The organism is Pseudocolwellia antarctica (genome assembly GCF_049933045.1).
Taxonomy (GTDB): Bacteria; Pseudomonadota; Gammaproteobacteria; order Enterobacterales; family Alteromonadaceae; genus Pseudocolwellia.
Genome location: NZ_CP187926.1, coordinates 3,882,130 through 3,907,355, shown reverse-complemented (window position 1 = coordinate 3,907,355; position 25,226 = coordinate 3,882,130). Strand labels below are relative to the sequence as shown.

At 36.1% G+C, this 25,226-nt stretch carries 24 protein-coding genes; 14 read left to right on the top strand and 10 right to left on the bottom strand.

Features of this window, described 5'->3' with window-relative positions; all coding sequences use genetic code 11:
* Window positions 1-153: 153 nt before the first annotated feature.
* Entirely contained in the window at window positions 154-432 is a 279-nt protein-coding gene (gene rpoZ, locus ACPUVN_RS16910; protein WP_426359140.1) for a DNA-directed RNA polymerase subunit omega, read from the bottom strand.
* Window positions 433-538: 106 nt separating this feature from the next.
* Window positions 539-1,165 carry a guanylate kinase gene (gene gmk, locus ACPUVN_RS16905; protein WP_426359141.1) on the bottom strand — a complete coding sequence of 209 codons (627 nt, stop codon included), beginning with the start codon at window positions 1,163-1,165 and terminating at the stop codon, window positions 539-541.
* A 257-nt stretch (window positions 1,166-1,422) separates the two neighbouring features.
* Here gmk and ACPUVN_RS16900 point away from each other — a divergent pair, with 257 nt between their 5' ends.
* On the top strand, window positions 1,423-1,770 hold the full coding sequence (locus ACPUVN_RS16900) for a DUF952 domain-containing protein (RefSeq protein WP_426369502.1): 348 nt from the start codon (window positions 1,423-1,425) through the stop codon (window positions 1,768-1,770).
* A 106-nt stretch (window positions 1,771-1,876) separates the two neighbouring features.
* Here ACPUVN_RS16900 and ACPUVN_RS16895 read toward each other — a convergent pair whose 3' ends face one another.
* Window positions 1,877-3,064 (bottom strand): amino acid aminotransferase, encoded by a 1,188-nt coding sequence (locus tag ACPUVN_RS16895; RefSeq protein ID WP_426359143.1) that lies wholly within the window; start codon window positions 3,062-3,064, stop codon window positions 1,877-1,879.
* A gap of 668 nt (window positions 3,065-3,732) precedes the next feature.
* A complete protein-coding gene (locus ACPUVN_RS16890) occupies window positions 3,733-4,446 on the bottom strand; it encodes a DUF445 domain-containing protein (RefSeq protein ID WP_426359144.1) in 714 nt (237 codons plus the stop codon).
* Between the two features lie 394 nt (window positions 4,447-4,840).
* Here ACPUVN_RS16890 and greB point away from each other — a divergent pair, with 394 nt between their 5' ends.
* The 6 genes from greB to ACPUVN_RS16860 all read left to right on the top strand — a co-directional run bounded on the left by greB (window position 4,841) and on the right by ACPUVN_RS16860 (window position 11,577).
* Complete coding sequence (greB, locus tag ACPUVN_RS16885) at window positions 4,841-5,323, top strand: transcription elongation factor GreB (RefSeq protein ID WP_426359145.1); 483 nt, start codon at window positions 4,841-4,843, stop codon at window positions 5,321-5,323.
* A gap of 337 nt (window positions 5,324-5,660) precedes the next feature.
* Window positions 5,661-6,638, top strand: coding sequence for a PEP-CTERM sorting domain-containing protein (locus tag ACPUVN_RS16880; RefSeq protein ID WP_426369501.1), 978 nt, complete (start codon window positions 5,661-5,663; stop codon window positions 6,636-6,638).
* The gene (locus tag ACPUVN_RS16875; protein ID WP_426359147.1) at window positions 6,638-7,237 is read left to right on the top strand and encodes a hypothetical protein; all 600 of its coding nucleotides are present in this window, start codon (window positions 6,638-6,640) and stop codon (window positions 7,235-7,237) included. Before ACPUVN_RS16880 ends, ACPUVN_RS16875 begins: the two co-directional genes overlap by 1 nt.
* 154 nt (window positions 7,238-7,391) lie before the next feature.
* On the top strand, window positions 7,392-9,740 hold the full coding sequence (locus ACPUVN_RS16870) for a Tex family protein (protein ID WP_426359148.1): 2,349 nt from the start codon (window positions 7,392-7,394) through the stop codon (window positions 9,738-9,740).
* A gap of 120 nt (window positions 9,741-9,860) precedes the next feature.
* Window positions 9,861-10,991, top strand: coding sequence for a GNAT family N-acetyltransferase (locus tag ACPUVN_RS16865; RefSeq protein ID WP_426359149.1), 1,131 nt, complete (start codon window positions 9,861-9,863; stop codon window positions 10,989-10,991).
* A complete protein-coding gene (locus tag ACPUVN_RS16860) occupies window positions 10,981-11,577 on the top strand; it encodes a DUF938 domain-containing protein (protein ID WP_426359150.1) in 597 nt (198 codons plus the stop codon). The genes ACPUVN_RS16865 and ACPUVN_RS16860 overlap by 11 nt, the downstream gene beginning before the upstream one ends.
* A 16-nt stretch (window positions 11,578-11,593) precedes the next feature.
* Here ACPUVN_RS16860 and ACPUVN_RS16855 read toward each other — a convergent pair whose 3' ends face one another.
* Window positions 11,594-11,959 (bottom strand): STAS/SEC14 domain-containing protein, encoded by a 366-nt coding sequence (locus ACPUVN_RS16855; protein WP_426359151.1) that lies wholly within the window; start codon window positions 11,957-11,959, stop codon window positions 11,594-11,596.
* A gap of 182 nt (window positions 11,960-12,141) precedes the next feature.
* Here ACPUVN_RS16855 and ACPUVN_RS16850 point away from each other — a divergent pair, with 182 nt between their 5' ends.
* From ACPUVN_RS16850 to ACPUVN_RS16830, 5 genes are all read left to right on the top strand, one after another.
* Window positions 12,142-14,427, top strand: coding sequence for a DPP IV N-terminal domain-containing protein (locus tag ACPUVN_RS16850; RefSeq protein WP_426369500.1), 2,286 nt, complete (start codon window positions 12,142-12,144; stop codon window positions 14,425-14,427).
* A gap of 196 nt (window positions 14,428-14,623) precedes the next feature.
* The gene (gene minC / locus ACPUVN_RS16845) at window positions 14,624-15,337 is read left to right on the top strand and encodes a septum site-determining protein MinC (RefSeq protein WP_426359153.1); all 714 of its coding nucleotides are present in this window, start codon (window positions 14,624-14,626) and stop codon (window positions 15,335-15,337) included.
* Window positions 15,338-15,358: 21 nt separating this feature from the next.
* Window positions 15,359-16,171 (top strand): septum site-determining protein MinD, encoded by an 813-nt coding sequence (minD, locus tag ACPUVN_RS16840; protein WP_426359154.1) that lies wholly within the window; start codon window positions 15,359-15,361, stop codon window positions 16,169-16,171.
* A 2-nt stretch (window positions 16,172-16,173) separates the two neighbouring features.
* Complete coding sequence (gene minE, locus ACPUVN_RS16835) at window positions 16,174-16,434, top strand: cell division topological specificity factor MinE (protein WP_426370580.1); 261 nt, start codon at window positions 16,174-16,176, stop codon at window positions 16,432-16,434.
* A 433-nt stretch (window positions 16,435-16,867) separates the two neighbouring features.
* Window positions 16,868-17,119 carry a YdcH family protein gene (locus ACPUVN_RS16830; RefSeq protein WP_426369499.1) on the top strand — a complete coding sequence of 84 codons (252 nt, stop codon included), beginning with the start codon at window positions 16,868-16,870 and terminating at the stop codon, window positions 17,117-17,119.
* Between the two features lie 99 nt (window positions 17,120-17,218).
* Here ACPUVN_RS16830 and arfA read toward each other — a convergent pair whose 3' ends face one another.
* From arfA to rho, 4 genes are all read right to left on the bottom strand, one after another.
* Window positions 17,219-17,416 carry an alternative ribosome rescue factor ArfA gene (gene arfA / locus ACPUVN_RS16825; RefSeq protein WP_304367354.1) on the bottom strand — a complete coding sequence of 66 codons (198 nt, stop codon included), beginning with the start codon at window positions 17,414-17,416 and terminating at the stop codon, window positions 17,219-17,221.
* A gap of 132 nt (window positions 17,417-17,548) precedes the next feature.
* A complete protein-coding gene (fre, locus tag ACPUVN_RS16820; protein WP_426369498.1) occupies window positions 17,549-18,244 on the bottom strand; it encodes an NAD(P)H-flavin reductase in 696 nt (231 codons plus the stop codon).
* Between the two features lie 81 nt (window positions 18,245-18,325).
* Complete coding sequence (gene ubiD / locus ACPUVN_RS16815) at window positions 18,326-19,819, bottom strand: 4-hydroxy-3-polyprenylbenzoate decarboxylase (protein WP_426369497.1); 1,494 nt, start codon at window positions 19,817-19,819, stop codon at window positions 18,326-18,328.
* 84 nt (window positions 19,820-19,903) lie between these two features.
* Window positions 19,904-21,163: a transcription termination factor Rho gene (gene rho / locus ACPUVN_RS16810; RefSeq protein WP_426359160.1), complete on the bottom strand. Its 1,260-nt coding sequence runs from the start codon at window positions 21,161-21,163 to the stop codon at window positions 19,904-19,906.
* Window positions 21,164-21,419: 256 nt separating this feature from the next.
* Between rho and rhlB the strand changes: the two genes are divergently transcribed.
* Both rhlB and ACPUVN_RS16800 read left to right on the top strand, forming a co-directional pair.
* On the top strand, window positions 21,420-22,682 hold the full coding sequence (gene rhlB, locus ACPUVN_RS16805; protein WP_426359161.1) for an ATP-dependent RNA helicase RhlB: 1,263 nt from the start codon (window positions 21,420-21,422) through the stop codon (window positions 22,680-22,682).
* A gap of 6 nt (window positions 22,683-22,688) precedes the next feature.
* Window positions 22,689-24,191, top strand: coding sequence for a guanosine-5'-triphosphate,3'-diphosphate pyrophosphatase (locus ACPUVN_RS16800; protein ID WP_426369496.1), 1,503 nt, complete (start codon window positions 22,689-22,691; stop codon window positions 24,189-24,191).
* A gap of 22 nt (window positions 24,192-24,213) precedes the next feature.
* On the opposite strand, the gene hemB is transcribed toward ACPUVN_RS16800, so the two are convergent.
* Window positions 24,214-25,221, bottom strand: a complete 1,008-nt coding sequence (gene hemB / locus ACPUVN_RS16795; protein WP_426359163.1) for a porphobilinogen synthase — start codon at window positions 25,219-25,221, stop codon at window positions 24,214-24,216.
* Window positions 25,222-25,226: the final 5 nt, after the last annotated feature.

The following is a 25,226-nucleotide window of genomic DNA, read 5'->3' as shown; positions in this document are numbered from 1 at the left end:
TCTATAAAATAAGAATACGTTGAATTATCGCTAAAGCCAACGTTTTAGTTGCTGAAAGCTGAAATTTAAGCATAAAAAAACGCGTAATCATTGTGAACAATGTATTACACGTTTTTAGTTGTGTGTTTTTACTTTATTTTCACTGAGTGAAAACTAGGTATTAGCACTACCAACAATTGCAGCTACAGCCGCTAATTCAGCAGATTCTTGCTGTACTTGTTCGTGATGATCAGAGTGGTCCATTACTGCAGTAGTAATTAATCCCGCTTCAATTTCACGTAAAGCTAATACTGTTGGTTTGTCATTCTCGATATCAACCAAAGGTTCTTTACCGCCCGTTGCAATTTGACGAGCACGACGTGATGCAATAAGCACCAAATCAAAACGATTACCGACTTTATCTACGGCATCTTCAACAGTTACGCGAGCCATTTGGTCACTCCAACAATTAAAATTCAAAAAATAGTGCGCTAGTTTACCCGATCATCACCTGATTAAGCAAGGATATTAGCGCGATTTAATCGTTCAAAATCACAAATCATTCAGATAATAAGTTATCAAAAAGCGTTTGATGTGTGATCACTTGTTGGCTACGTTTTAAACGCTGATTATCAACAATCGTTGTTAAGTCGACAAGTGCCTGATCAAAATCATCGTTAACTATGATGTAATCAAACTCTTGGTAGTGTGAACATTCAGACTGCGCTTGAGCCATTCGACCATCAATAACCTCTTGACTGTCTTGACCTCTACCTTGCAAACGTTTTTCTAATTCAGCTTTAGATGGCGGGCAAATGAAAATAGTTGTCACGCTTGGCTTTTTCATACGAACTTGTTGTGCGCCTTGCCAATCAATATCAAGTAATACATCAATACCTTGCGCCAGCTGCTCATCAATCGCTACAGAAGATGTGCCATAGTAATTACCAAAAACTTCAGCATGTTCATAAAAAGAATTTTTCTCAATCAGTGCTTCAAACTCTTCTTTAGAAACAAAGTGATAATGCTGACCATTTTCTTCACCTGGACGTGAATCACGTGTGGTATGCGACACTGAAACTTGCATAGGTCTTGGTGATTCTTGTTTTAATAACACACTGATCAAACTTGATTTTCCTGCTCCACTTGGCGCAGAAAGAATGAATAAATTACCTGGAGTAGTCACACGACACCTTACTAATACTGGTTAGTTTCATATTAATTATTTACGGATAATAGATCACCGTTTCTAGGTGCGAACTATACCGAAACACGACACATTTTCCCATATTAATTATTCGTTATAAAAGTGAAAATTCATAAAAATAAATGACAGCTTTGTGGTTTACCTATGTGCAAAGAGATATGATCTATGCCTGACTCGCACTCATCTATGATTGATGTTTAGCTCAAGTTCACCTTATTTATCCACTAGGAATTTCCATGGTTACAAAAACAGAATTAACTGACCCTAATATTTATTTACTCTCGTCTGAACAAGAGTATAACCAAGCTTTAAACCAAGGCTTCTTAACCAGAGATTCAATTGAATTAGAAGGTTTTATCCATGCTTCGCCTAGAGATCAGTTAACTCGAGTGGCTAACAAATACTACAAAGCCACAATAAAGCCACTTATTTTAGTGGTAGATACAAGTAAGGTTAGTGTTGAAGTGAAATGGGAACCCGCAGCAGGAAGTTTATACCCACATATTTACGGACCATTAAATGCAAATGCCATTATTGAAGCACAAGAAATAGCGTTGAATGAAAATGGTGAGTTTGTTTTATAAGACTTAACGAGATCAATACATTATTCAAATAGCTATAAATACAAAAAAGCGAAACAAGATTAACTGTTTCGCTTTTTAAATATCTGCCAGCTTTATATCAAATTGATTATAAAACTTTAGCGATAGACTCTGCTAAGTAATCAACGTTGCTTGGCGCAATACCTGCGATACTCATGCGGCTAGAGCCTACCATGTATATGCTGTATTCGTCTTGTAGCTGTTGAACTTGCTCTGGAGTAATACCTAGGAAAGAGAACATACCTTTTTGGTTAGCAATAAAGCTAAAGTCTCTTGTTACGCCTTTTTCTACTAGTTTATCAACAATAACTTTACGGTTACCGTTAATGCGATTACGCATTTCAGCTAATTCAACAAACCATTCTTGTGTTAATTCTTCAGAACCTAAAATGGTTTCAACAATTGCTGCACCATGTGCTGGTGGCATAGAGTAAATAGTACGTGCTACACCTAAAACTACTGATAAAGCAATTTCAGTTGTTGCTGGCGTTTCACCAATAACAGTACAAGCACCAATACGTTCACGGTATAAACCGAAGTTTTTAGAACATGAGCTACATAAGATCATATTATCAACTGTTTCAGCCATTAAGCGAACGCCGTAAGCATCTTCTTCTAAGCCGTCACCAAAACCTTGGTAAGCCATATCGATTAATGGAGTAAAGCCAACATCTTTAGCAACTTGTGCTACTTGTTGCCATTGCTCTTGCGATAAGTCCATACCTGATGGGTTATGACAACAAGCATGTAACAATACGAAATCGTCTGCTGATACATTTTTTAACGCGTTTAACATAGCGTCAAAATCTAATGTTTTGTTTTCGTAATCGTAATATGGGTATTCTTGAATATCTAAACCAGACTCAGTAAACACACCTTTGTGGTTTGCCCAAGTTGGATTTGATAACCAAATTTTAGCGCCAGTTTTACAACGCGCAATAAATTCACCCGCTACACGTAAAGCACCTGTTCCACCTGGAGTAGATACAGTTTTAACACGGTTTTCGTTGATAACCTTGTGGTCACCAAAAATAAGCGCTGTCATTCTTTCGTTAAATAACGCAGAACCCGTGCCGCCAATATAAGTTTTTGTTAGCTCGTTTTCCAAACGGAATTGTTCAGCTTTTTTAACGCAATTTAAAATGGTGGTGTTACCAGCTTCGTTCTTATAAACACCTACACCCAAATCAATTTTTAGCGGATTTTCATCAGCACGATACTTAATAGATAAACCTAAAATAGGATCTGCTGGCAAAGCTTCTAAACGACCAAACATGGCTTGTATTACCTTCTTTACAAGTAGTGGGAAATAACTAAATTATACAATTATAAATTAGTTAGGAATTATCCCAAAAAATTAGAAGGCAAGCATACCTATAAAGGCATAGAAATTAAAGAGGAAGAGATAAAAAATGACCAACTTTTGCTAATTTACGTTGTAATACCAAACGGATTAATTTATTGAGCAACTTAGAGCTACATTAGCAAGCTTAGAACAAGCAAAATTGATTAAACATAGTTATTCTATATTTTTTTAATTTTGTGATGTTATCAGTTTGCTAATGAGCTCCCGAAGGGCGAGAATTTAAAGGCTCATATGCCGCGTTATTGATTTTGACAAGGTTCCTACATGGATGTAGGACATTAGGGTAACGCAGGAGCAGTTACCGAGAATAACCATTCTCTTCAATCAATGCCTCGCCTACATGGATGTAGGTGCTTAGGTTCAGTCTGGAACTATGAACCTGTGCCTCTAAGCCTTTAAATTCTCGCTAAGTGAGCAATAAATTAATCCGTTTGGTATAATAATAACGATACAAATAAATTAACCAAAATTCAGTGAATACTGACTATTTCATTGAAAAATGAAGGAGTAAATAAAAAGGCAAAATACCTAAAAGGTATTTCACCTAAATTAAGGATGTTTTTTAGCTAAAAATTTTATTAATACATGTTAGATAATGCGGCAACTAAACCGATAATACCGCCAAAAACGCCGCCCCACACCACTAACCAACCTAAATGCTGTTTGATCATATCTTGCACCATGGTTTTAACTAACTGCGGAGTTAATTCATTTAAACGCTTTTCAATAATGTCGCTCACTTTGTCACGCATATCGTCTGACAAGCCAGACTGTGCAAGCTCTTCATTTAAAATAGCACTAAAGTCTTCACTTTGAGCAATATCACTCATCGTTGTCTTCATTTCGGCGATAAAAGGTTCACGTAAAGGCTGTAACACTTCGCTTCCACCTACCATAGCTAACATAGATCCAAACGATGAATTCTCGATAACTTTGATCAAGTTATCAAAAGCAGGAGATAAATCTACTTTGTTAATAATAGGAGACAAGTCGATCGCCGCAGGTGACTTTTCATTACCAGAGCTTAAAAAGCGGTTGATATTTTCTTCAGTAAAAAACTGCTCCATCATTAAGTGTTTAATGGCGAGTTTAAAGTCTTCAAATCTTGCTGGAATAACACCTGAACCATAAAGCCCTGGTACTTTTTCAAATAACATATGTATTGCCAGCCAGTTAGTTACCGCACCCGACAATGCAAAAATCCCCACAGTAAATACAATATGACTACCAATAAAATACCCAACTAACGTACATAGCAATGCCGTTACATTAACAATCAAACTTTTATTCACAACAACTCCTGAACGCACAGACCCAATGATTCACATATCAATCTATGGCTATATTAATAATTAAAGATAAATAACCTAAGGTTAAGTGGATATATGATATCAATCATCCGAAAAAACACACAATGAATTATAGCTACAGCCTCTAAAAAGATTAAAAGGATAATGATATAAAGAGTGAGTTAAGGGAAAATAAATAGTGTACTTAACACTATTTATTTAAAACTAAGTAATACTTACTTCAATCACTATAAAGACTAAAACTCGTAATAAAGAGCTTATCTATATATTGCCTTTTGCATGTAAGTGCACCATCATTCAGCTTAAAATTTATAGCCTGCCTGCTTCATTGTGATCACGCATACCTTTTCTTCAGACATCTGCTAAGCCATATATTATGAAAACAAAATTAATCACCAAAGAAGGTTATCAAAACCTACAGAACGAATTAGATACTTTATGGCGTAAAGAAAGACCTGAAACCACGAGAAAAGTCTCGTGGGCAGCCAGTCTAGGCGATAGATCTGAGAACGCAGACTATCAATATAATAAAAAAAGATTAAGAGAAATTGATCGGCGCGTACGCTTTTTAACTAAAACTTTAGAAGACATTAAAGTTGTTGAGTATCATCCTCAACAAGACGGAAAAGTATTTTTTGGTGCTTGGGTAACCCTTGAAAATGACGATGGCGAAACCCTTAAATTTAGAATTGTAGGTCCTGAAGAAATTTATGGTCGACATGATTATATTTCTATTGATGCACCCATGGCACGTGCTTGCCTGAAAAAAGAAATTGATGATGATGTTACCGTTAAAACACCTAACGGAATTAAAGATTGGTTTGTCACCAATATAGATTATCTTCCAAGTAAAAACTAACTTCATTCAACATCCTTTTTGACATTTAAAAAGGATGCTTTTAGTTTTAAAATTCTATTTTATCCTCTAAAAACTTCATAAAAACACAATTACCCTTATAAAAAAGGCGGGACTTAAGTGTCTGTTAATTTTACACTTTCTATATAAAAAAGTATTTTTAAAGATTTTTACACCTATAATTCAGCACCTTGAAGTTATGGATTGGAATATGCATAACGCGAGTATTAGATTTTATCTAATATCAATTAATTAATTGTATTCTGTATACAATTAACATTTATAAAAATAATTATAAATTTCATACCATTTTGTTTTATAAGTTAAGGATAGCTATAACATGACTAAAAAATCCATTATTGCAGCTTCAATGCTTGCTGCTTTTACAGCAATGCCAAGTAACGCGGCTATTATTTTTGAGTTCGATTACTCAACAAATGATGCTGGCGTAGGCTTTTTAGACAGTACCGAAGGCGATTCACGCAAAGCAGCTCTAGATACTGCAGGTAACATGTTCTCTGAACTATTTGGTGGTTACTTCAGTAACTCTGGCACTATCAATTTAGAAGTAACATCTTCTGACGACACCAACGGTAGTACGTTGGCATCAGCAGGTTCATACGTCAACAGCGAGTGTTTTGATACAGGTAAGTGTCTTACTAACGAACTTATCAAAACAGAACTTCAAACTGGCGTAGATGCAAATGGCGATGAATTAGACGGAAGTGTTGATGTTAACTGGGGCTGGGATTGGGAATTAGATCCCGACACACCTGCAGACTTTGGCGCATCAGAATTTGATTTTTATGCAACGATTTTTCACGAATTAACACATGCTCTTGGCTTTGGCTCAGGCATTAATCTAGATGGTTCAGGCTACTTCAACGATGAATGGACAACATTTGATACTTTTTTACAAGACTCAAATGGTAACAGCATTCTTGATAACGCATTTACCTTAGATCAAGCTGCATGGGATGATGCTAAAGAAGGTGGTTCTGGTGACGGGATATTCTTTGGCGGTGCTAATGCTTTAGCTGCTAATGGTGGTAATGCCGTTGGTATTTACAGCCCAACATCTTGGGAAGAAGGTAGTAGTGGTAGTCATGTAGATGGCGTACCTTTTCCAACCGACATGATGAAATATGACCGAGATTTTGGTCCTGAAACTCGTACTTACAGTGATATTGATGTAGCTATATTAACAGATCTTGGTTACACAAGAGTTGCAGCAGCTAGCGTACCAGAACCAGGCACAATTGGCTTAGGTCTTATCGCTTTAGTGTCAGGGCTTATTGTTCGTCGTCGTAAAGCTTAATGCAAAAACCAATATTAGGAGCCCTACAAGGGGCTCTTTTTTTATCAAAGAAACGCCTTCAACTGACTATTACTATGATCTTTATAGCATTGTTGTTAATTGGCGTTTTCTTTGTTTTTGGAGCAAAAAGTATCGCTGCTAAAAGCCACTCAGAATCTAACGTGCTTCCTTCCACATATAAGCTTGATGAAGTTAGTCTAACTTTCATTCGTCATTCTGGTGCTAAAAAAAATAATGGAGTTAGAAAAGTTAGCATCTCGTTAACTACTAGTACAATACAAACAACCAAAGGTGATAAAACTTTTTTTAATTATTCATCTGATGAGTTACTTAAACTTATAAATACACTGTATCGCATTAAGTTCTTCGATCTTCCCACTCACCATAACCTGAAATATTCCATATATTTAAAAGAAGATGGTTCAGTTGCTACAACGCTTTTACATATGGCTGATACTTCAAGTACTACAGTTTGCTTTGAGCTATCGACTTACAAAAAATGTGTCACTTATGGCTTGGATGCTCCCGAAAAATTAAAAGCATTTTCAAATAATATTTTCTCTGAAGCCGAGCAGTTAAAAGCGACTATAAAAACTTAAAAATAGCTTACCTGAAGCTTTAACGTCTTCACTCTCTAACTTGTTTGTTGCAACCTTCTAGACCTCTGCATAAAATAGATCTTTCATCTCGCTAACGACACGCGTTATTATTCGTGTTCACGTATACCCATATTCTTCTTAGGATTTAAGTTAAATGATATCTATTGCTGAGCAAATAGCTAAAGAGCTCAATGTTTCTCCTGTACAAATTAATGCTGCAATTACTTTATTAGACGACGGCGCAACAGTACCTTTCATTGCACGTTACAGAAAAGAAGCGACGCAGGGGTTAGATGACAATCATTTACGCCACTTAAATCAACGTTTAACTTATATTCGCGATTTGAATGATCGCAGAAACGTGATCCTTAAAAGCATTGAAGAACAAGGCAAGTTAACGCCAGCTTTATCAGACGCTTTAAACCAAGCAGATAACAAAACTCGCCTTGAAGATTTATATCTACCTTATAAACCTAAACGTCGTACCAAAGGACAAATTGCTATTGAAGCGGGTATTGAGCCTTTAGCCAATAAACTTTATAACGATTGGCGCTTAGTACCAGAAACCGAAGCTACCGCTTTTATTAATGTTGATGCAGGTTTTAAAGAAGAAAAAGACGTACTCGATGGCGCTATGGCTATTATAATTGAGCGCTTTGCAGAAGATGCGAGTTTACTACAAAAATTACGTAGTCATTTATTAAAGCAAGCTCATTTAACCAGTACTTTAGTTAAAGGCAAAGCCCAAGAAGGCGCTAAATATAAAGATTACTTTGAACATTCTGAGCGTTTAAAATCAGTACCCTCTCATAGAATGTTAGCTATGCTTCGTGGTCGTTCTGAAAGTGTATTAAAACTGGTTATAGATGTTGATCCACAACAAGACTCAGCTGGCTACTCGAGTGCTGAGCAATTAATAACTGAACATTACAATTTACGTTTAACAGGTCAAGCAGGTGCTGAATTTTTAACAAAAGTTGTACGTAATGCTTGGCGCACTAAGTTAGGTCTAAGTTTAGAAACTGAGCTTATTGGTAATTTACGCGAGCAAGCTGAAGTTGAAGCGATTAAAGTTTTTGCTACCAACTTAAGTGACTTATTAATGGCAGCGCCAGCAGGTCCTAAAGTCACTTTAGGATTAGATCCTGGTTTACGTACAGGCTGTAAGCTTGCTGTAGTTGATGCCACAGGTAAACTACTGCATACCTCAACTATTTTCCCACATGCTCCACAAAATCATTGGGACAAGTCAGTAAGAGCCTTAGTGAATTTATGTCAGCAACATAAAGTAGAATTAATCGCGATTGGTAATGGTACGGCTTCACGCGAAAGCGATAAGTTGGCAGGTGAAGTCATTTTAGGTTTAGAAAAAATCAAACCTAATAAAGTGATTGTTAGTGAAGCAGGAGCATCTGTTTATTCTGCTTCTGAATTAGCAGCAAAAGAGTTTCCAGATTTAGATGTTTCATTACGTGGTGCGGTTTCAATTGCTCGACGCTTACAAGATCCTCTCGCTGAATTAGTTAAAATTGACCCTAAAGCTATTGGTGTAGGGCAATATCAGCACGATGTTAGTCAGAGCCAGTTAATCAAAACCCTTGATGATGTTATTGAAGATTGTGTAAACGCTGTTGGTGTAGATTTAAATAGTGCTTCGGTTGCTTTACTAACTCGTGTTTCAGGCTTAACTAAAACCATGGCACAAAATGTTGTTAATTACCGTGATGAAAATGGTCGTTTTAACAACCGTAAAGAATTGAAAAAAGTTGCGCGTTTAGGGCCTAAAGCCTTTGAACAAGCCGCAGGTTTTTTACGTATAGCACAAGGCGATAATCCTCTTGATCAATCAGGTGTTCATCCTGAGACTTACCCTGTTGTTGAGAAAATAATAGCGCAATTAAACGCCAGCGTAAGTGACCTTTTAACCAATAGTGAGCAACTAAGTAAAGTTAATATTGCTGATGTAGTTACCGCTGAGTTTGGTGAAGTCACCGTTAACGATATTATTAAAGAGCTTGAAAAACCAGGACGAGATCCACGACCAGAATTTAAAACAGCTAACTTCAAAGAAGGTGTTAATACCATTAATGACCTTGAAGTAGGTATGATCTTAGAAGGTGTTATTTCAAACGTTGCTAACTTTGGTGCCTTTGTAGATTTAGGCGTTCATCAAGATGGTTTGGTTCATATTTCATCATTAACCAATAAGTTTGTAAGCGATCCACGTGAAGTAGTAAAAGCGGGTGATATTGTAAAAGTTAAAGTAACGGAAGTTGATCCTGCACGTAAGCGTATTAGCTTAACTATGCGTTTAGACGACACAATTGAGCAATCAACTAAGCCTGCACATAAACCTTCGCATAAGCCAAATAACAATAATGCACCTAAAAACCAGGTTCATAACAAACCGCAAAAAGAGCAAAGAGCTCATAAACCTAAAGAAGCAAACAACGCCGTAATGGGTAATGCTTTTGCTGATGCTTTCGCCAAATTAAAGAAATAAATACTCGGTTACAAAAGAGCATGCATTTCGGCTATATGCTTGTAGTTATCACACTATAATTATTGATAACTACAGGTTTAATTCATCAAATAACAATGTGTTCACAGAGTTTTTCTCCCTATGATTGCTGAATTTAAAAAAGCATTTTCTAACATACCTCAACAAGCATGGGATGCGTTGAATACCTCAGATCATCCTTTCTTATCTTATCCTTTTATGGAAGCATTAGAACTTAGTGGTTCCGCAAGCTTAGACAAAGGTTGGCAACCTCATCATTTAACTATTAAGCAAGACGAAACCATTGAGGCCGTATTACCCTTGTATTTAAAAAGTCATTCTTGGGGTGAATATGTATTTGATTGGGATTGGGCAAGAGCTTATGAAGAACATGATTTAGAATATTACCCAAAACTGGTGAGCACTATTCCATTCACACCAGTGAATTCTAATAAATTAATGTCAAATAGCTTAACTCATCAAGATGTGCTTCGACCGTTAATTGATTATTGTACTGAATACGATATAGCCAGCTGGCATCTTCTGTTTTGCCCAAAAATAGACGAATTACCTAACAATGTATACGAGCGTAATACCGTTCAGTTTCATTGGTTTAATAAAGGTTATGCATCGTTTGATGACTATTTGTCTACCTTTACAGCGCGTAAAAGAAAAAATACTCGTAAAGAGCGTGAATCGATAAAAAAACAAAACATTGATGTTCGCCAGGTGGCTGGTAACGAGATAACAAAAGCAGAGCTCGATTTCTTTTATTTAACCTATCAACTCACTTATTTAAAAAGACAGCACACACCACATTTAAGCTTTGAATTTTTTCAACAAATAGTGCAAAACATGCCGAGTAATATTCTGCTCGTTATCGCCAGCCATGAAGATAACGACATAGCATGCGCCTTATTTTTTCATGACGAAAGTCATTTATATGGACGTTACTGGGGGTGTTCAGAGCAGTTTTCTAACTTACATTTTGAGTTATGTTATTACCAAGGTATCGATTTTTGTATCAAAAACAATATTCAAAGCTTTAATCCTGGTACGCAAGGCGAACATAAAATTCAAAGAGGTTTTGAACCTGTACTTACCTATTCATATCATTGGCTCAGAGAGCCTGGATTTAGACCCGCAATTAAAGACTTCTGTAAGCGAGAACAAATGCACATGTTAACGTATCAGCAACAATGTGCTTTATCTTTACCTTTTAAAAATACTCAGGACAGCACTCATGACAACTAAGCCTTATTCACAAGCAAGTGAGAATAATAAAACTCATATACTACCTATTTTACAACAAGCTTTTACTGGTGTTGAAGAGGTGTTAGAAGTTGGCTCTGGCAGTGGACAACATGCAGTATTTTTTGCAGAAGCATTACCACACCTTAATTGGAATACGAGTGATTTACCCATAAACCATGAGGGTATCAATCAGTGGTTAAATGAATATCCGTCAAGTAACTTACTTGCACCTTTAGCGTTAGATTTATCACAAGACTGGCCTGTTAAACAGGTTTCAGGCATATATACAGCCAACACTTTGCACATCGTAAGTTGGGAGCTAGTTAAAGCATTTTTTAAAGGTGTTGAAAAACATTTACAATCGAATGGAAAACTTTGTATTTACGGACCTTTCAATTACGATGGTAAGTTTACCAGTGAGAGTAATGCAAGTTTTGAACTCTGGTTAAAAGAAAACAACGAGCTAAGCGGTATACGAGATTTTGAAGAGATTATATTACTTGCAACAAAAGCAGGTTTAACTTTGATTAAAGATCATGAAATGCCCGCCAATAATCGCTTACTCGAATTTCAGAAAACCTCTTAACCTAAATTCAAGTTAATTAACCTATTGCCAGCCAAGCTTTGGCTTTTTCAGTATCTTTATGAGCAAAGCGCTCTATTAACTGATTTGGATTAAGCTTATTAAAATTTAATCGCCATTTTAATAAGCTACTATCACTAATAACCGCTAAGCGATTAATGCCATTATGATATGCCATGTATTGTTTAAATTGACCTAATAAAGACAGTATCATCCAGCCCGTTAAATCATCATCAAAATCTAGAAAAACATTCACTTCTGCAAAGCTTTCTAAAATGCTTTGAACTTGAGGTATAAATATATTATTGAAGTCGTCTTGAGTAAACGTTCCATGTATTTCTGTAATAATAATATTGCTGTGGCTTTTATGTTGTCTAACTAACATCTTACTTCCTTGTAATTACGCGACGCAGTCTAGCTTAAATAAAGAACAATTGTTAATATTTTTCTTACATTAATAAGCATAAAAATTTCATGTGAAATAAACCTCCATTTATCATCATTTTATTTTAGAATAGACTCAGGCTATTTGCCTCAAAATACGTATTAAAAATATAAGGCTCTTTTATGTTAAAAAACATAACCGCAATTTTCCTGGTAAGTTTATTTCCAAACGCGCTTATCGCAGCACCACTTGAATTAACGACAGAAGACTATCAACAAGCTGAAAAACAACTGTATCAACACACTAAAAAATTAGTTACTGGTACAGTAGAACAACCTTTTTGGCATAACGACCAATTATTTTATAAATCTCGCACAAAGCAGGGTGATCAATTTTTTGAAGTTAATCCTGAAACAAAACAGAAGAAACTCGCCTTTAATCATGAAAAACTCGCACAAGCGGTTTCAAAAATCACTGACACTGAAGTAGATGCATACACACTTCCTTTTAGTCGCTTTGACCTAGTTGATACAAACAACATAAACTTCAAAATTGAAGGGAAAAGTTATCTTTGTAATTTAGAAGATTACTTATGCACAATTAACTCAGCAGAAAAACATGCAGATGAAATGCTATCTCCTAATGGGCAATTAGCTGTATTTATACGTGATCACAACTTGTGGTTACGTAATATCAATAGCGATAAAGAAACCCAATTAACTCAAGATGGTATTAAAGACTTTGGTTACGGCACTAACAACGCGGGCTGGATACGTAAAGATACGCCTGTTGTAAAATGGTCGCCAGACTCAACTAAGCTAACCACTTTTAAGCACGACAGTAGAAATGTAGGCGATATGGCGCTTGTTTCCACTACTGTTGGCCACCCAACAATAGATCAATGGAAATACCCATTACCTGGTGATGAGCATATATTTGCAATACACCGTGTGGTTATTGACGTAGAAAAACGTAAAGTTATTCCCCTTGATATGCCAGCTGATGCACATCGTTCATCAATCACAGATCATGTTGCAGGAAATAACGGTGAATTACTTGATATAGACTGGGCACACGATAGTAAGAGCTTCGCTTTTGTATCTTCAAGTAGAGATCATAAAACAGCAACCCTAAAAGTTGCTGATGCAAATAACGGTAACGTTAAAACTATTTATTCAGAAGTTGAAGAAAGCTTTTTTGAATCAGGCGTTAGTGCAATTAGTTGGAAATACCTTGATAAAACCAATGAATTTATTTGGTTTTCGCAGCGTACTGATTGGGGTCACTTTTACTTAATAGATGGCGCTACAGGTAAAGTTAAACATGCAATAACCCAAGGTGATTGGACGGTTCTTGAGCTACTTAGTGTAGACGAAAAAACAGATACACTTTATTTTACAGGTGCTGGTCGTGAAGGTGGTGATCCTTACTTTAATTACCTTTACAGTGTAAATAAAAGTGGTAAAAAACTTAAATTACTTACGCCTGAAAGAAAACATCATCTGATCACAATGAGCGATGACAGCCGTTACTTTTTAGATCGATTTTCAACACCTGATGAAGCTGAAGTGAGTGTAGTACGTAATACAAAAACTCATACTAGCTTTAACGTAGAAAAAATGGACATCAGCCAACTAACGGCTACAGGCTGGAAACCACCTACACCATTTATTGTTAAAGATCGTGATAACAACCACGATATATACGGCTTACTTTATAAGCCAAGTAACTTCGACAAAAATAAAACCTATCCTGTTGTTAACTACATTTACCCTGGCCCACAAGTGGGTAGTATTCGTGGTAGACATTTCAGATCAGCGCGCGGCGACAACCAAGCCTTAGCTGAACTTGGCTTTATTGTTGTTGAAATTGACGCATTAGGTACACCTGGTCGTTCAAAAAGCTTCCATGAGTTTTATTATGGAAACATGGGCGATAGCGGTTTACCCGATCAAGTTGCAGCAATTAAACAGCTCGCGAAAAAGCATAAATGGATCGATATTGACCATGTAGGTATTTGGGGACATTCAGGCGGTGGATTTGCATCAACTAAAGCGATGTTTAGCTATCCTGACTTTTACAAAGTTGCGGTTTCGGAAGCCGGTAATCACGACAACCGTAACTATGCTGATGAATGGGGTGAAAAATACCATGGTTTATTAGTAAATAGTGATAACGGCGAAACCAATTACGACAGCCAAGCAAACCAATTATTTGCTGATAAACTTAAAGGTAAATTAATGTTAGTACATGGCACGTTAGATACTAACGTAACGCCATTTAATACCTTAATGGTTGTTGATGCATTGATAGATGCCAATAAAGATTTTGATCTGCTAATGTTGCCTAACAGAGGTCATGGTTTTGCTCGTGAACCTTATATGGTTCGTAAACGTTGGGATTATTTTGTTACACATTTATTGGGTAAAAAACCACCAAAAGAGTTTAAATTTAGTCCAAAAGGTTAATAATACCCCTCATAAAGTTAAAGGGAGTTAACAACTCCCTTTCATTCATTATTTTCAAGCTGTTTATTTCATATAAAGATCAGGTGTACACTACATTCTGCTTGTGATCAGCACCTGATACTAATATGCTATCTAACACTTTTTTTCATACGTTTTTCGTCGTTAGAAAATACATAACAAAAGGAAACCACTGTTCATGCCTGAACAGGAAATAGAACTTAAGGGAACCAACTTTACCCTTTCAGTGATCCAAATTGAAAATAACGATTTAACGTTATTAGACGCTCAATTAAAAAGTAAAATTGCGCAAGCTCCTCAATTTTTCAATTGTGCTCCCGTTGTTGTTGATATAAAAGCACTTGAAAGCTTTACTGATTTTGTAAATCTTAAACAAATTATTGAGAACAATAACTTCGTACTCGTCGGTATTTGTGGACATTCTTCGCTAGAACAAAAGAAAGCGGTACAAGAAGCGGGTTTAGCCATAGTTAACAAAGGTTCTGTACAAAAAGTAGCAAAATCTCCTGCAGAAGCAGTTAAAACTGAAGTTCAAGCTCCAGTTGAAACGACAGTTATTGAGAATGTTCCGACCAAGGTTGTTAAAGGTCAAATTCGTTCTGGTCAGCAGATTTATGCTAAAAATACAGATCTTATTATTATGGGCTCTGTAGGCAATGGCGCTGAAGTTATCGCCGATGGAAATATTCATGTATATGGCACAATTAGAGGTCGAGCAATAGCTGGAGCAAGTGGACAAAGTGAAAGCAAAATATTTTGTCAAAACTTACAAGCTGAACTTGTGTCTATCGCTGGTGTTTACATGCTAAATGAACAATTGAATGAGCATGCAAACTTACCGCAATGCATCCAAGTTGAAGACCAAAAAATCATATTTAATCAATTAAACTAGAAAACATAAGAAGGGAAAATAATGGCTAAGGTTATCGTTGTGACCTCAGGTAAAGGCGGGGTTGGTAAAACAACTTCTAGTGCTGCTATTGGTACAGGTCTCGCATTAAAGGGATTTAAAACCGTAATTATCGATTTTGATATTGGATTACGTAATTTAGATTTAATTATGGGTTGTGAGCGTAGAGTTGTTTACGACTTTGTTAATGTTATTAAAGGTGAAGCTACACTTAACCAAGCGTTAATTAAAGATAAACGCACACCTAACTTATCAATATTGCCAGCATCACAAACTCGCGATAAAGACGCTTTGAATAAAGAAGGCGTTCAAAAAGTATTAGATGACCTTGCTGAAGCTGGTTTTGAATACATAGTATGTGATTCGCCAGCAGGTATTGAAACAGGCGCAATTATGGCGCTGTATTTCGCAGATGAAGCCATAGTAACAACAAACCCAGAAGTATCATCAGTTCGAGATTCTGATCGTATTTTAGGTATGTTAGCCAGCAAGTCACAACGTGCTGAACAAGGTAAAGAACCTGTTAAAGAACATTTATTATTAACTCGTTACAATCCAGAACGTGTTACACGCGGTGACATGTTAAGTGTAGAAGATGTATTAGATATTTTAGCTATTCCGCTATTAGGTGTAATTCCTGAATCGCCAGCGGTGTTAAAAGCGTCTAACTCGGGTTCTCCTGTAATATTAGATACAGAAAGTGATGCTGGCCTTGCATATGACGATGCAGTTTCTCGTTTGATTGGTGAAAAAGTTGACTTTCGCTTTATAGAGGAAGAAAAGAAAAGCTTATTACGCCGATTATTTGGAGGTTAATGATGTCACTTTTAGATTACTTTAGAAGTAAAAAACCAGCACAAACCGCCCAAACAGCTAAAGAAAGGCTACAAATTATTGTTGCTCACGAACGTGGACAACGTAATAGCCCTGATTATTTACCTGCGATGAAGCAAGATATTATTGATGTTATTCGTCGATATGTTCCTATTGATTCCGACCAGGTAACCGTTAATTTAGACAATAAAAATGATAATTTGAGTGTATTAGAACTTAATATTACCTTGCCTGATGAGAAATAAACGTTAGGCGTAAGAATCTAATATTAGCTAAAGTTAAAGAGGAGTTATGCCAATGGTCTAACTCCTTTTTTATGCTCAAAAGAAATTATTTCAGTGAAACTAATGCTAAATAACCTGAATTATGGATAAGCTATATACGTCAATACCATGATTTTTGTGAGCATCTGCGTTAAATTTGTGACTAATAACCCGTTATTAGATACACAAATCTGCCTTGATCTTCTCAAAACTTATGATATTGAAAAAAATCATCTACATTATATTTTTATTTGATTAAGTGATTGATAAGTAATACTTATCGTTATTTTTCGACCATCAGTTATCCAGAACTCAGGTTAAATATAACATTAGAAATGTTGACCCAGATCAATATCCAACTAACACAAAGGAATACACTGAATACAAGAGAATATTAGCTGAACAAGGAAATATTATGATGTTACAAAAACACGACCTACACCACGAATTCCCTGAATATAGTGAAGAAATTCATCATCTAAAAATGACAGACAATCATTTTGCTAAACTTTTCAAAGAATATCATGAAATAAATAATGTGGTTTTGAAGATTGAACAATGTGTTGAAAACACAAGTGATGATTTCTTAGAACAACAAAAAATAAAACGTTTAAGCTTAAAAGATGCACTGTTTGGTATCATTAAAAAAGAGCAGGCATCAGCTTAAATCAATCATATAAAGAGCTGAGAGACTAGTGCCTTAGCAAGAGCCTTTCAATATGAAGTTAAAAAGAGTCTTATTTAATAACAACTTAGCTTAAAGTAATTAAGCAGCTATTAAATAAGACTCTTGGCCTTTATTAGAGAACTTGTTTTTACGTTGGTAAGAACCTTTACCTTTTTTCGCTTGAACAATTTGTTGTTTGTATAATTTAGAGGTAACCATAGCCGCTAAAAAGTTATCTTTAATAGTGCCTCGTCCTAACTCTACTTGAGCTTTATTGGTTTGTTTTTTATTTTTCATTTCTCTTCTCTTCTCTTCTCTTTAGTTTTAATTTCACACAAAAAATGCGCACGTAATAACCCGTGTTATTACGCGCGCATTCTAGGCGTATATTTTTAAAAAAGCTATTAACTTTATTATATATATTTAAAATTAAATGTAAGCGAAAGCATCCGCAAACATGCTGTCTTGATTAACGCCAAGCGCAACAAAATCATCTCTTACAACGCCTACCATTTCAAAACGACCTGCCAAGTAAATATCATAATCAGCTAGGTTTTTAATGTCTTGCATTACAATCTTGTGAACCATGCCTACTTTACCATCCCAATCATCATGTGGAGTTTCAACTACAGGGTGAAATTCACCTTCAGCTAATTTGGCAATAATGTCAGCCGATTCTTGTAATTCATAACAAGCACTTGGTTCACGTAGTCCCCAATACACAATCACTTTTCTATTTGATTGTTCTTGAGATAAATATTCAAACATAGATTTAATGTAAGAAAAGCCTGTACCACCAGCAATAAGCAATAATGGTTTAGTACTTTCTTCACGCAGTTGAGCATTACCTAATGGTATTTCAATTGTTACTTCTGCATTGTTTTTAATATGTTCAATAACTTGCATAGGGTAACTATCAGCAGAGAAAGCTCCAATTTGTAATTCAATCAAGCCGTTATTCGGCGAGCTTGCTATTGAAAACGGGCGTTTATCTTCATTATTCAAAACAAAATTTAAATATTGTCCTGGCATAAAATTTACAGCTTGTTCAGGCTTTAACAAAACCTTATATACATAAGGAGTAAGCGCTTCTAATGACGCGACCTGACACTTAATTACATTCATTTTTTAACCTTAACCACTTAAAATGCTTATCTCATTTTTAATAAAATAAGCATAGAATCTATAAAGAGTGACGTTTGTCACTTATGCGTTTTTATCTTCATTTTTATCGTCGAATATATTTAACTCATCCCATAAGCTATCTACTTCGTCTTTAATTTCTTCGGTCATCACAATAGGTTCACCCCATTCGCGATTTGTTTCACCAGGCCATTTATTCGTAGCATCTAAGCCCATTTTAGAGCCTAAGCCTGACACAGGAGAAGCAAAATCTAAATAATCGATTGGTGTGTTCTCTATTAATACAGTGTCACGACTTGGATCCATACGTGTAGTCATTGCCCAAATCACATCTTTCCAATCACGCGCATTAATATCATCATCACATACAATCACAAACTTTGTGTACATGAACTGACGTAAGAAAGACCAAACGCCCATCATTACGCGTTTTGCATGTCCTGCATATTGTTTCTTAATTGTTACTACCGCTAAACGATAAGAACAACCTTCTGGTGGTAAGTAGAAATCTTGTATTTCAGGAAATTGCTTTTGCAAAATAGGGACAAAAACCTCATTCAGCGCAACACCTAAAATTGCTGGCTCATCAGGCGGTCTTCCCGTGTAAGTACTATGGTAAATTGGATCTTTACGATGAGTAATATGAGTTACCGTAAATACAGGGAAATTATCCACTTCATTATAGTAACCTGTATGATCGCCATAAGGTCCTTCAGGTGCCATTTCATCAGGGTCTAAATAACCTTCAAGTACAATTTCAGCCGTTGCAGGTACTTCTAAATTATTACTAATACATTGTGTGACTTCAGTTTTACTACCACGTAATAATCCAGCAAAAGCATATTCAGATAAAGTATCTGGTACTGGAGTTACAGCACCTAAAATAGTGGCTGGATCAGCTCCTAAAGCAACAGACACTGGAAATTTTTCACCTGGATGCTCTTGTTTCCATTCTTGAAAATCTAACGCTCCACCACGATGAGATAACCAACGCATGATCAATTTATTTTTAGACAATAGTTGTTGGCGGTAAATACCTAAGTTTTGACGCTCTTTATGAGGACCGCGTGTAACCGTTAATCCCCAAGTAATAAGAGGCGCAACATCGCCAGGCCAACAAGTTTGAATAGGTAAACTTGTTAAATCTACATCATCACCTTCAATTACAATTTGCTGACAAAGGGCTTTTTTAACCACTTTAACCGGCATATTTAATACTTGTTTATATACAGGTATTTTAGATAATGCGTCGCGAAAACCTTTTGGTGGCTCTGGCTCTTTCAACATTGCCAATAATTTACCAACATCGCGTAAAGCATCAACATTAGGCTGACCCATAGCTAAAGCAACACGCTCTGGAGTACCAAACAAGTTAGTTAATACAGGAACGGTATGACCAATAGGGTTTTCAAATAATAAGGCTGGACCACCTAAACGTAGTGTTCTATCACTTATCTCAGTCATCGCTAGTTCGGTCGATATCGGTTGAGATATACGTTTAAGTTGGCCTATTTTTTCTAATTGCGCCATAAAATCACGCAAGTCACTGTATTTCATAGAATAAACTTATATTAAAATTATTGTGATTTAAAAACGAAAACGCCAGCAATGAATGCTGGCGTAATGAACAAATATGAAAGGTTATTTTCTCTTCATTGAATCGAAAAATTCATTATTTGTTTTAGTCATCGCTAGATTATCAATCATGAATTCCATCGCATCTATTTCGCCCATTTCATGAACGATTTTACGTAAGATCCACATTTTTTGTAATTCCTCTGGCTTAGTTAATAATTCTTCACGACGAGTACCACTGCGGTTAAAGTGAATAGCAGGGAATACACGTTTCTCAGCAATTTTACGAGAAAGATGTAATTCCATATTACCTGTACCTTTAAACTCTTCGTAAATAACTTCGTCCATTTTTGAACCCGTATCTACAAGAGCAGTAGCAATAATAGTTAAACTACCACCTTCTTCAATTTTACGTGCTGCACCAAAGAAACGTTTCGGACGATGTAATGCATTAGCATCAACACCACCTGTTAAGATTTTACCTGAAGATGGAATTACCGTGTTATAAGCACGAGCTAAACGTGTAATTGAATCAAGTAAAATAACAACATCTTTCTTGTGTTCAACTAAACGCTTGGCTTTTTCAATTACCATTTCAGCTACTTGAACGTGACGACTTGCTGGTTCATCAAAAGTTGAAGCAATAACTTCACCTTTAACTAAGCGTCTCATTTCTGTTACTTCTTCTGGGCGCTCATCAATAAGCAAAACCATTAATTCACAGTCTGGATTATTGTGTGCAATACTTTGGGCAATATTTTGTAATAAAAGCGTTTTACCTGCTTTTGGTGGAGCAACGATTAGTCCACGTTGTCCTTTACCTATTGGAGACGCTAAATCTAAAACACGCGCAGTGATATCTTCCGTAGAACCATTTCCTCGTTCCATAACTAAACGGTCGATTGGGTGTATAGGCGTTAGGTTTTCAAAAAGAATTTTATTGCGAGAGTTTTCTGGGCGGTCTGAGTTAACTTCGTTAACTTTTAAAAGGGCAAAATAACGTTCGCCATCTTTAGGAGGTCTTATCTTTCCGTGAATACTATCCCCCGTGCGCATACTAAAACGTCTAATTTGACTAGGTGATACATATATATCATCTGGTCCTGCCAAATAAGATGAATCTGATGAACGTAAAAACCCGAAACCATCCTGTAGTATTTCTAAAACACCACCGCCGAAAATATCTTCACCGCCTTTAGCGTGTGCTTTTAATATAGCGAAAATAATGTCTTGTTTACGAGTACGAGCTAAATGCTCTAATTTCATTTCTTCAGCTAACTTAACTAGTTCGCTGATTGATTTTTCTTTAAGTTCGGTAAGGTTCATATTGGAGGTTCTTAAATATGTTTACGTTGTGATACAAAAATTATTTTTTGATAAACGATTTGGGTTGGAGGTTAGATTTTTCAGGTATTCTGAGAACTAAATTTAGCACTAAAATATAAATAGGTAAAGAAAGATCCTATGGATCAAGCTAATATTTAAGATATTGACATATAAAAACGAATATTTTCGCTTTTTTATCACTTTAAACGCTTTAATATCATTTTTTATTAATGAGGTAACCTGTTAAGCTAGCGCCATGAAAAAAACACACTTATCAGAAATAAAGTTCTCAGAACTTGATCTTGCGCCGCAAGTTATAGAAGGCCTCAATCAAATGGGGTTTGAATACTGCACATCCATACAAGCTAAATCGCTACCTATATTGGTTAAAGGTACTGACATTGCTGGGCAAGCACAAACAGGCGAAGGTAAAACAATTGCCTTTTTAGCCGCAACATTTCACACCTTGCTTACTAATCCAAAACCAGAACATAATCAGCCGCGTGCATTGATCATGGCACCTACTCGTGAACTTGCTATTCAAATTCACAGAGATGCTATTGAAATGGCAAAAGCGAGTGGTTTACGTGTTTCTGTAGTTTATGGCGGTGAAGGCTATGAGTCACAACGTCAAGAACTAGAAAACGGTGTAGACATATTAATTGGTACTTGTGGTCGTTTACTCGATTACTTGAAACAAGGCATTTATAACTTAGGTAACATTGAAGTTATTGTTTTAGATGAAGCGGATCGTATGTTCGATCTAGGTTTCATTAAAGACATTCGCTACATGTTTAATAAAATGCCTCCTGCTACTCAACGTTTAAGCATGCTATTCTCAGCAACGTTATCTTTTAGAGTAAAAGAGCTAGCGTTTGAGCATATGGATGATCCTGAAAGTGTTGAAATAGAACCCGATCAAAAAACAAACATTCGTATTTCTGAAGAATTATTTTACCCTTCAAATGAAGATAAAATGAGCCTACTTCAAACACTAATTGAAGAAGAGTGGCCAGATAAAGCAATTATTTTTGCTAATACAAAACATGTTTGTGAAAAAGTACACGCACATTTAGAAGCTGACGGTATTCGTGTTGGTTTATTAACGGGTGATGTTCCTCAAAACAAACGTTTGAAGATTTTAGAAAGATTTACTAACGGCCAACTAGATGTACTCGTTGCAACAGATGTTGCTGCTCGTGGTTTACATATAGCTTCAGTAACTCATGTTTTCAATTACGATTTACCTGATGATTGTGAAGATTATGTTCACAGAATTGGTAGAACAGGTAGAGCAGGTGCTTCAGGTCAAGCAATTAGCTTCGCATGTGAAGATTCTGTGTTTAACTTACCTGCTATAGAAACGTATATAGAACATGCGTTACCAGTAAGTAAATATGATCCAGATTCATTAATCACTGACTTACCAAAGCCTAAGCCTGTTGTGCGTCGTCACAAGCCTCAAGGTAACGGTCAAAACAGAAATAGAAAGCCATATAATAAAGGTCCTAGGACTTAATATTTTATGACAATGTCTCCTTTGTACGCCGTTATTGACTTGGGTTCTAACAGTTTTCACATGTTAATTACTCGTTTAGTTGCTAATAGTGTGCAAACGGTAGATAGAGTTAAAAGAAAAGTTCGTTTAGCTTCAGGCTTGAATAATGAAAACGAATTAAGTAATGAAGCTATGCTTCGTGGCTTAGAATGTTTAAATTTCTTTGCTGAACGCTTACAAGATATCCCACCTGACAATATCAGAATTGTTGCTACCGCAACTTTACGTCTTGCTACAAACTCTCAAGAATTTATCGATAAAGCTGAAATCGTTTTAGGCCATAAGATTATCGTCTTATCTGGTTTACAAGAAGCTGAAACTATCTATCTTGGCGTTGCTCATACCAGCGCAAGTGAAGATAAAAGACTTGTTTTAGATATTGGCGGTGCAAGTACAGAACTGATTGTGGGTAATGCATTTGATGCAATAAAAGTATGCAGCGTAGATATGGGCTGTGTAACTTACAACCAGCAATTCTTTGTTGGCGGCGAACTCTCTGAATTAAATATGAATAATGCTAAAACAGCTGCTAAAGCGATGTTAGAGCCGATTGTTCATGAATATAAAGATGTTGGCTGGCAGTCGGTATTAAGTGGTTCAGGAACTATTCAAGCGCTTGCTGAGATCCTCCGTGCGAGTCATCAACCAGCTATCGTGTCTTTACCTTTTTTATACAGTTTAGAAACTGCCCTAATCAACAGCAAAAATATCGATAACATTGCTATCACTGGTTTAACTGTTGAAAGACAGCCTGTATTTGCGAGTGGTTTAGCGATCCTTATCGCGATATTTGAGAGCTTAGATCTTAATGAATTACAACTTTCTAGTGGAGCACTGCGAGAAGGTTTGTTATATGAAATGCTACCTGATATGCGTCAAATTAATATAAGACAGCGCACGGTTAATTCTATCGCAGAAAGATTTCATGTAGATAAAGAACACGCCTTTCGTGTATCAAATCAAGCACAGATAATATTTGATATTTTTGCTCAGCAATTGCCTTTAGAAAAAGATAACAGCTTTAAACTGTTATTGGCGAGTTGTGCCTTACACGAAATTGGTTTGTTATTAGAGTTTAAAAACCAGCAAGACCATGGCGCTTATATTATCGCAAACTCTGATTTACCAGGGTTTGATCAAGTTGATAAACATCTATTAGCGACTTTTATTCAATTACAAAAATCAAATATTGATCTGATCAAATTAAAAGAGCAAACCGCTACCAGTTACGATAATGCCTGTTATTTACTTATCATATTTAGACTGGCGATCATCTTTTGTCAAAGACGTAACGATAATGAATTGTCGTCAATTAACATCAATATTTCAAATAGAAACATCTCTATTCAATTACCGCAAAAATGGGTAAAAGCTCATCCTTTGGTTATTGATGAACTTTCACAAGAGAGTTTGTATTTAGGTGTGCTAGGAATGTCGTTAACGATATTAGATGATCTAAATTTAGAATAACGCATTATTCAAGACTTATTGGTTACTTCTCATTTAACCAATAAGCTACTTTCTTAGCAAAATAAGTCAGAATCCCATCAGCTCCAGCACGTTTAAATGCAAGAAGCCCTTCCATTACACAAGGTTTTTCTTCTAACCAACCATTTTGTATAGCAGCAACATGCATCGCGTATTCTCCACTGACTTGATATGCGTAAGTCGGCACCTGAAAGTTATCTTTAACTCTTCTCACAATATCTAAATAAGGCATTCCTGGTTTAACCATAACCATATCAGCACCTTCATGAATATCTTGTGCAACTTCGTGTAAAGCTTCGTTACTGTTCGCAGGATCCATTTGATAAGTAAACTTATTACCACCTTTTATATTGCCTGCAGAGCCGACGGCATCTCTAAACGGACCATAATAGTTTGAAGCATATTTAGCCGAGTAAGCCAGTATTTTAGTATTCACAAAACCATATTCTTCTAAAGCTTCACGAATAGCTCCTATACGACCATCCATCATATCTGATGGCGCAACAATATCTGCACCTGCTTGAGCGTGTGAAATCGCTTGCTTAACTAACACTTCTTTTGTGATTTCGTTAACTACATAGCCATTGTCATCAATAATTCCGTCTTGCCCATGAGTGGTAAAGGGATCTAATGCAACATCCGTGATCACACCTAAACTTGGAAATTTTTCTTTCAATGCTCTAACCGCTCGTTGTGCTAAACCATTTGGATTATAGGCTTCTTCTGCTAGTAAAGACTTCGCTTCACTCAGAGTAACAGGAAAAATCGCAACAGCTGGAATACCTAAATCGACAAGCTCTTGAGCTTCTTCAAGTAATAGATCAATGCTTTTTCTCTCAACGCCCGGCATAGAATCAATCGTTTCACGTTGATTTTCACCTTCTAAAACGAAAACAGGATAAATTAAATCATTCACTGTTAATTGATTTTCAGACATTAAGCGTCGAGAAAAATCGTCTGAACGCATTCTACGTAGACGTCTAGCGGGATATTGACCAAATGTGTTGTTCATTTTGT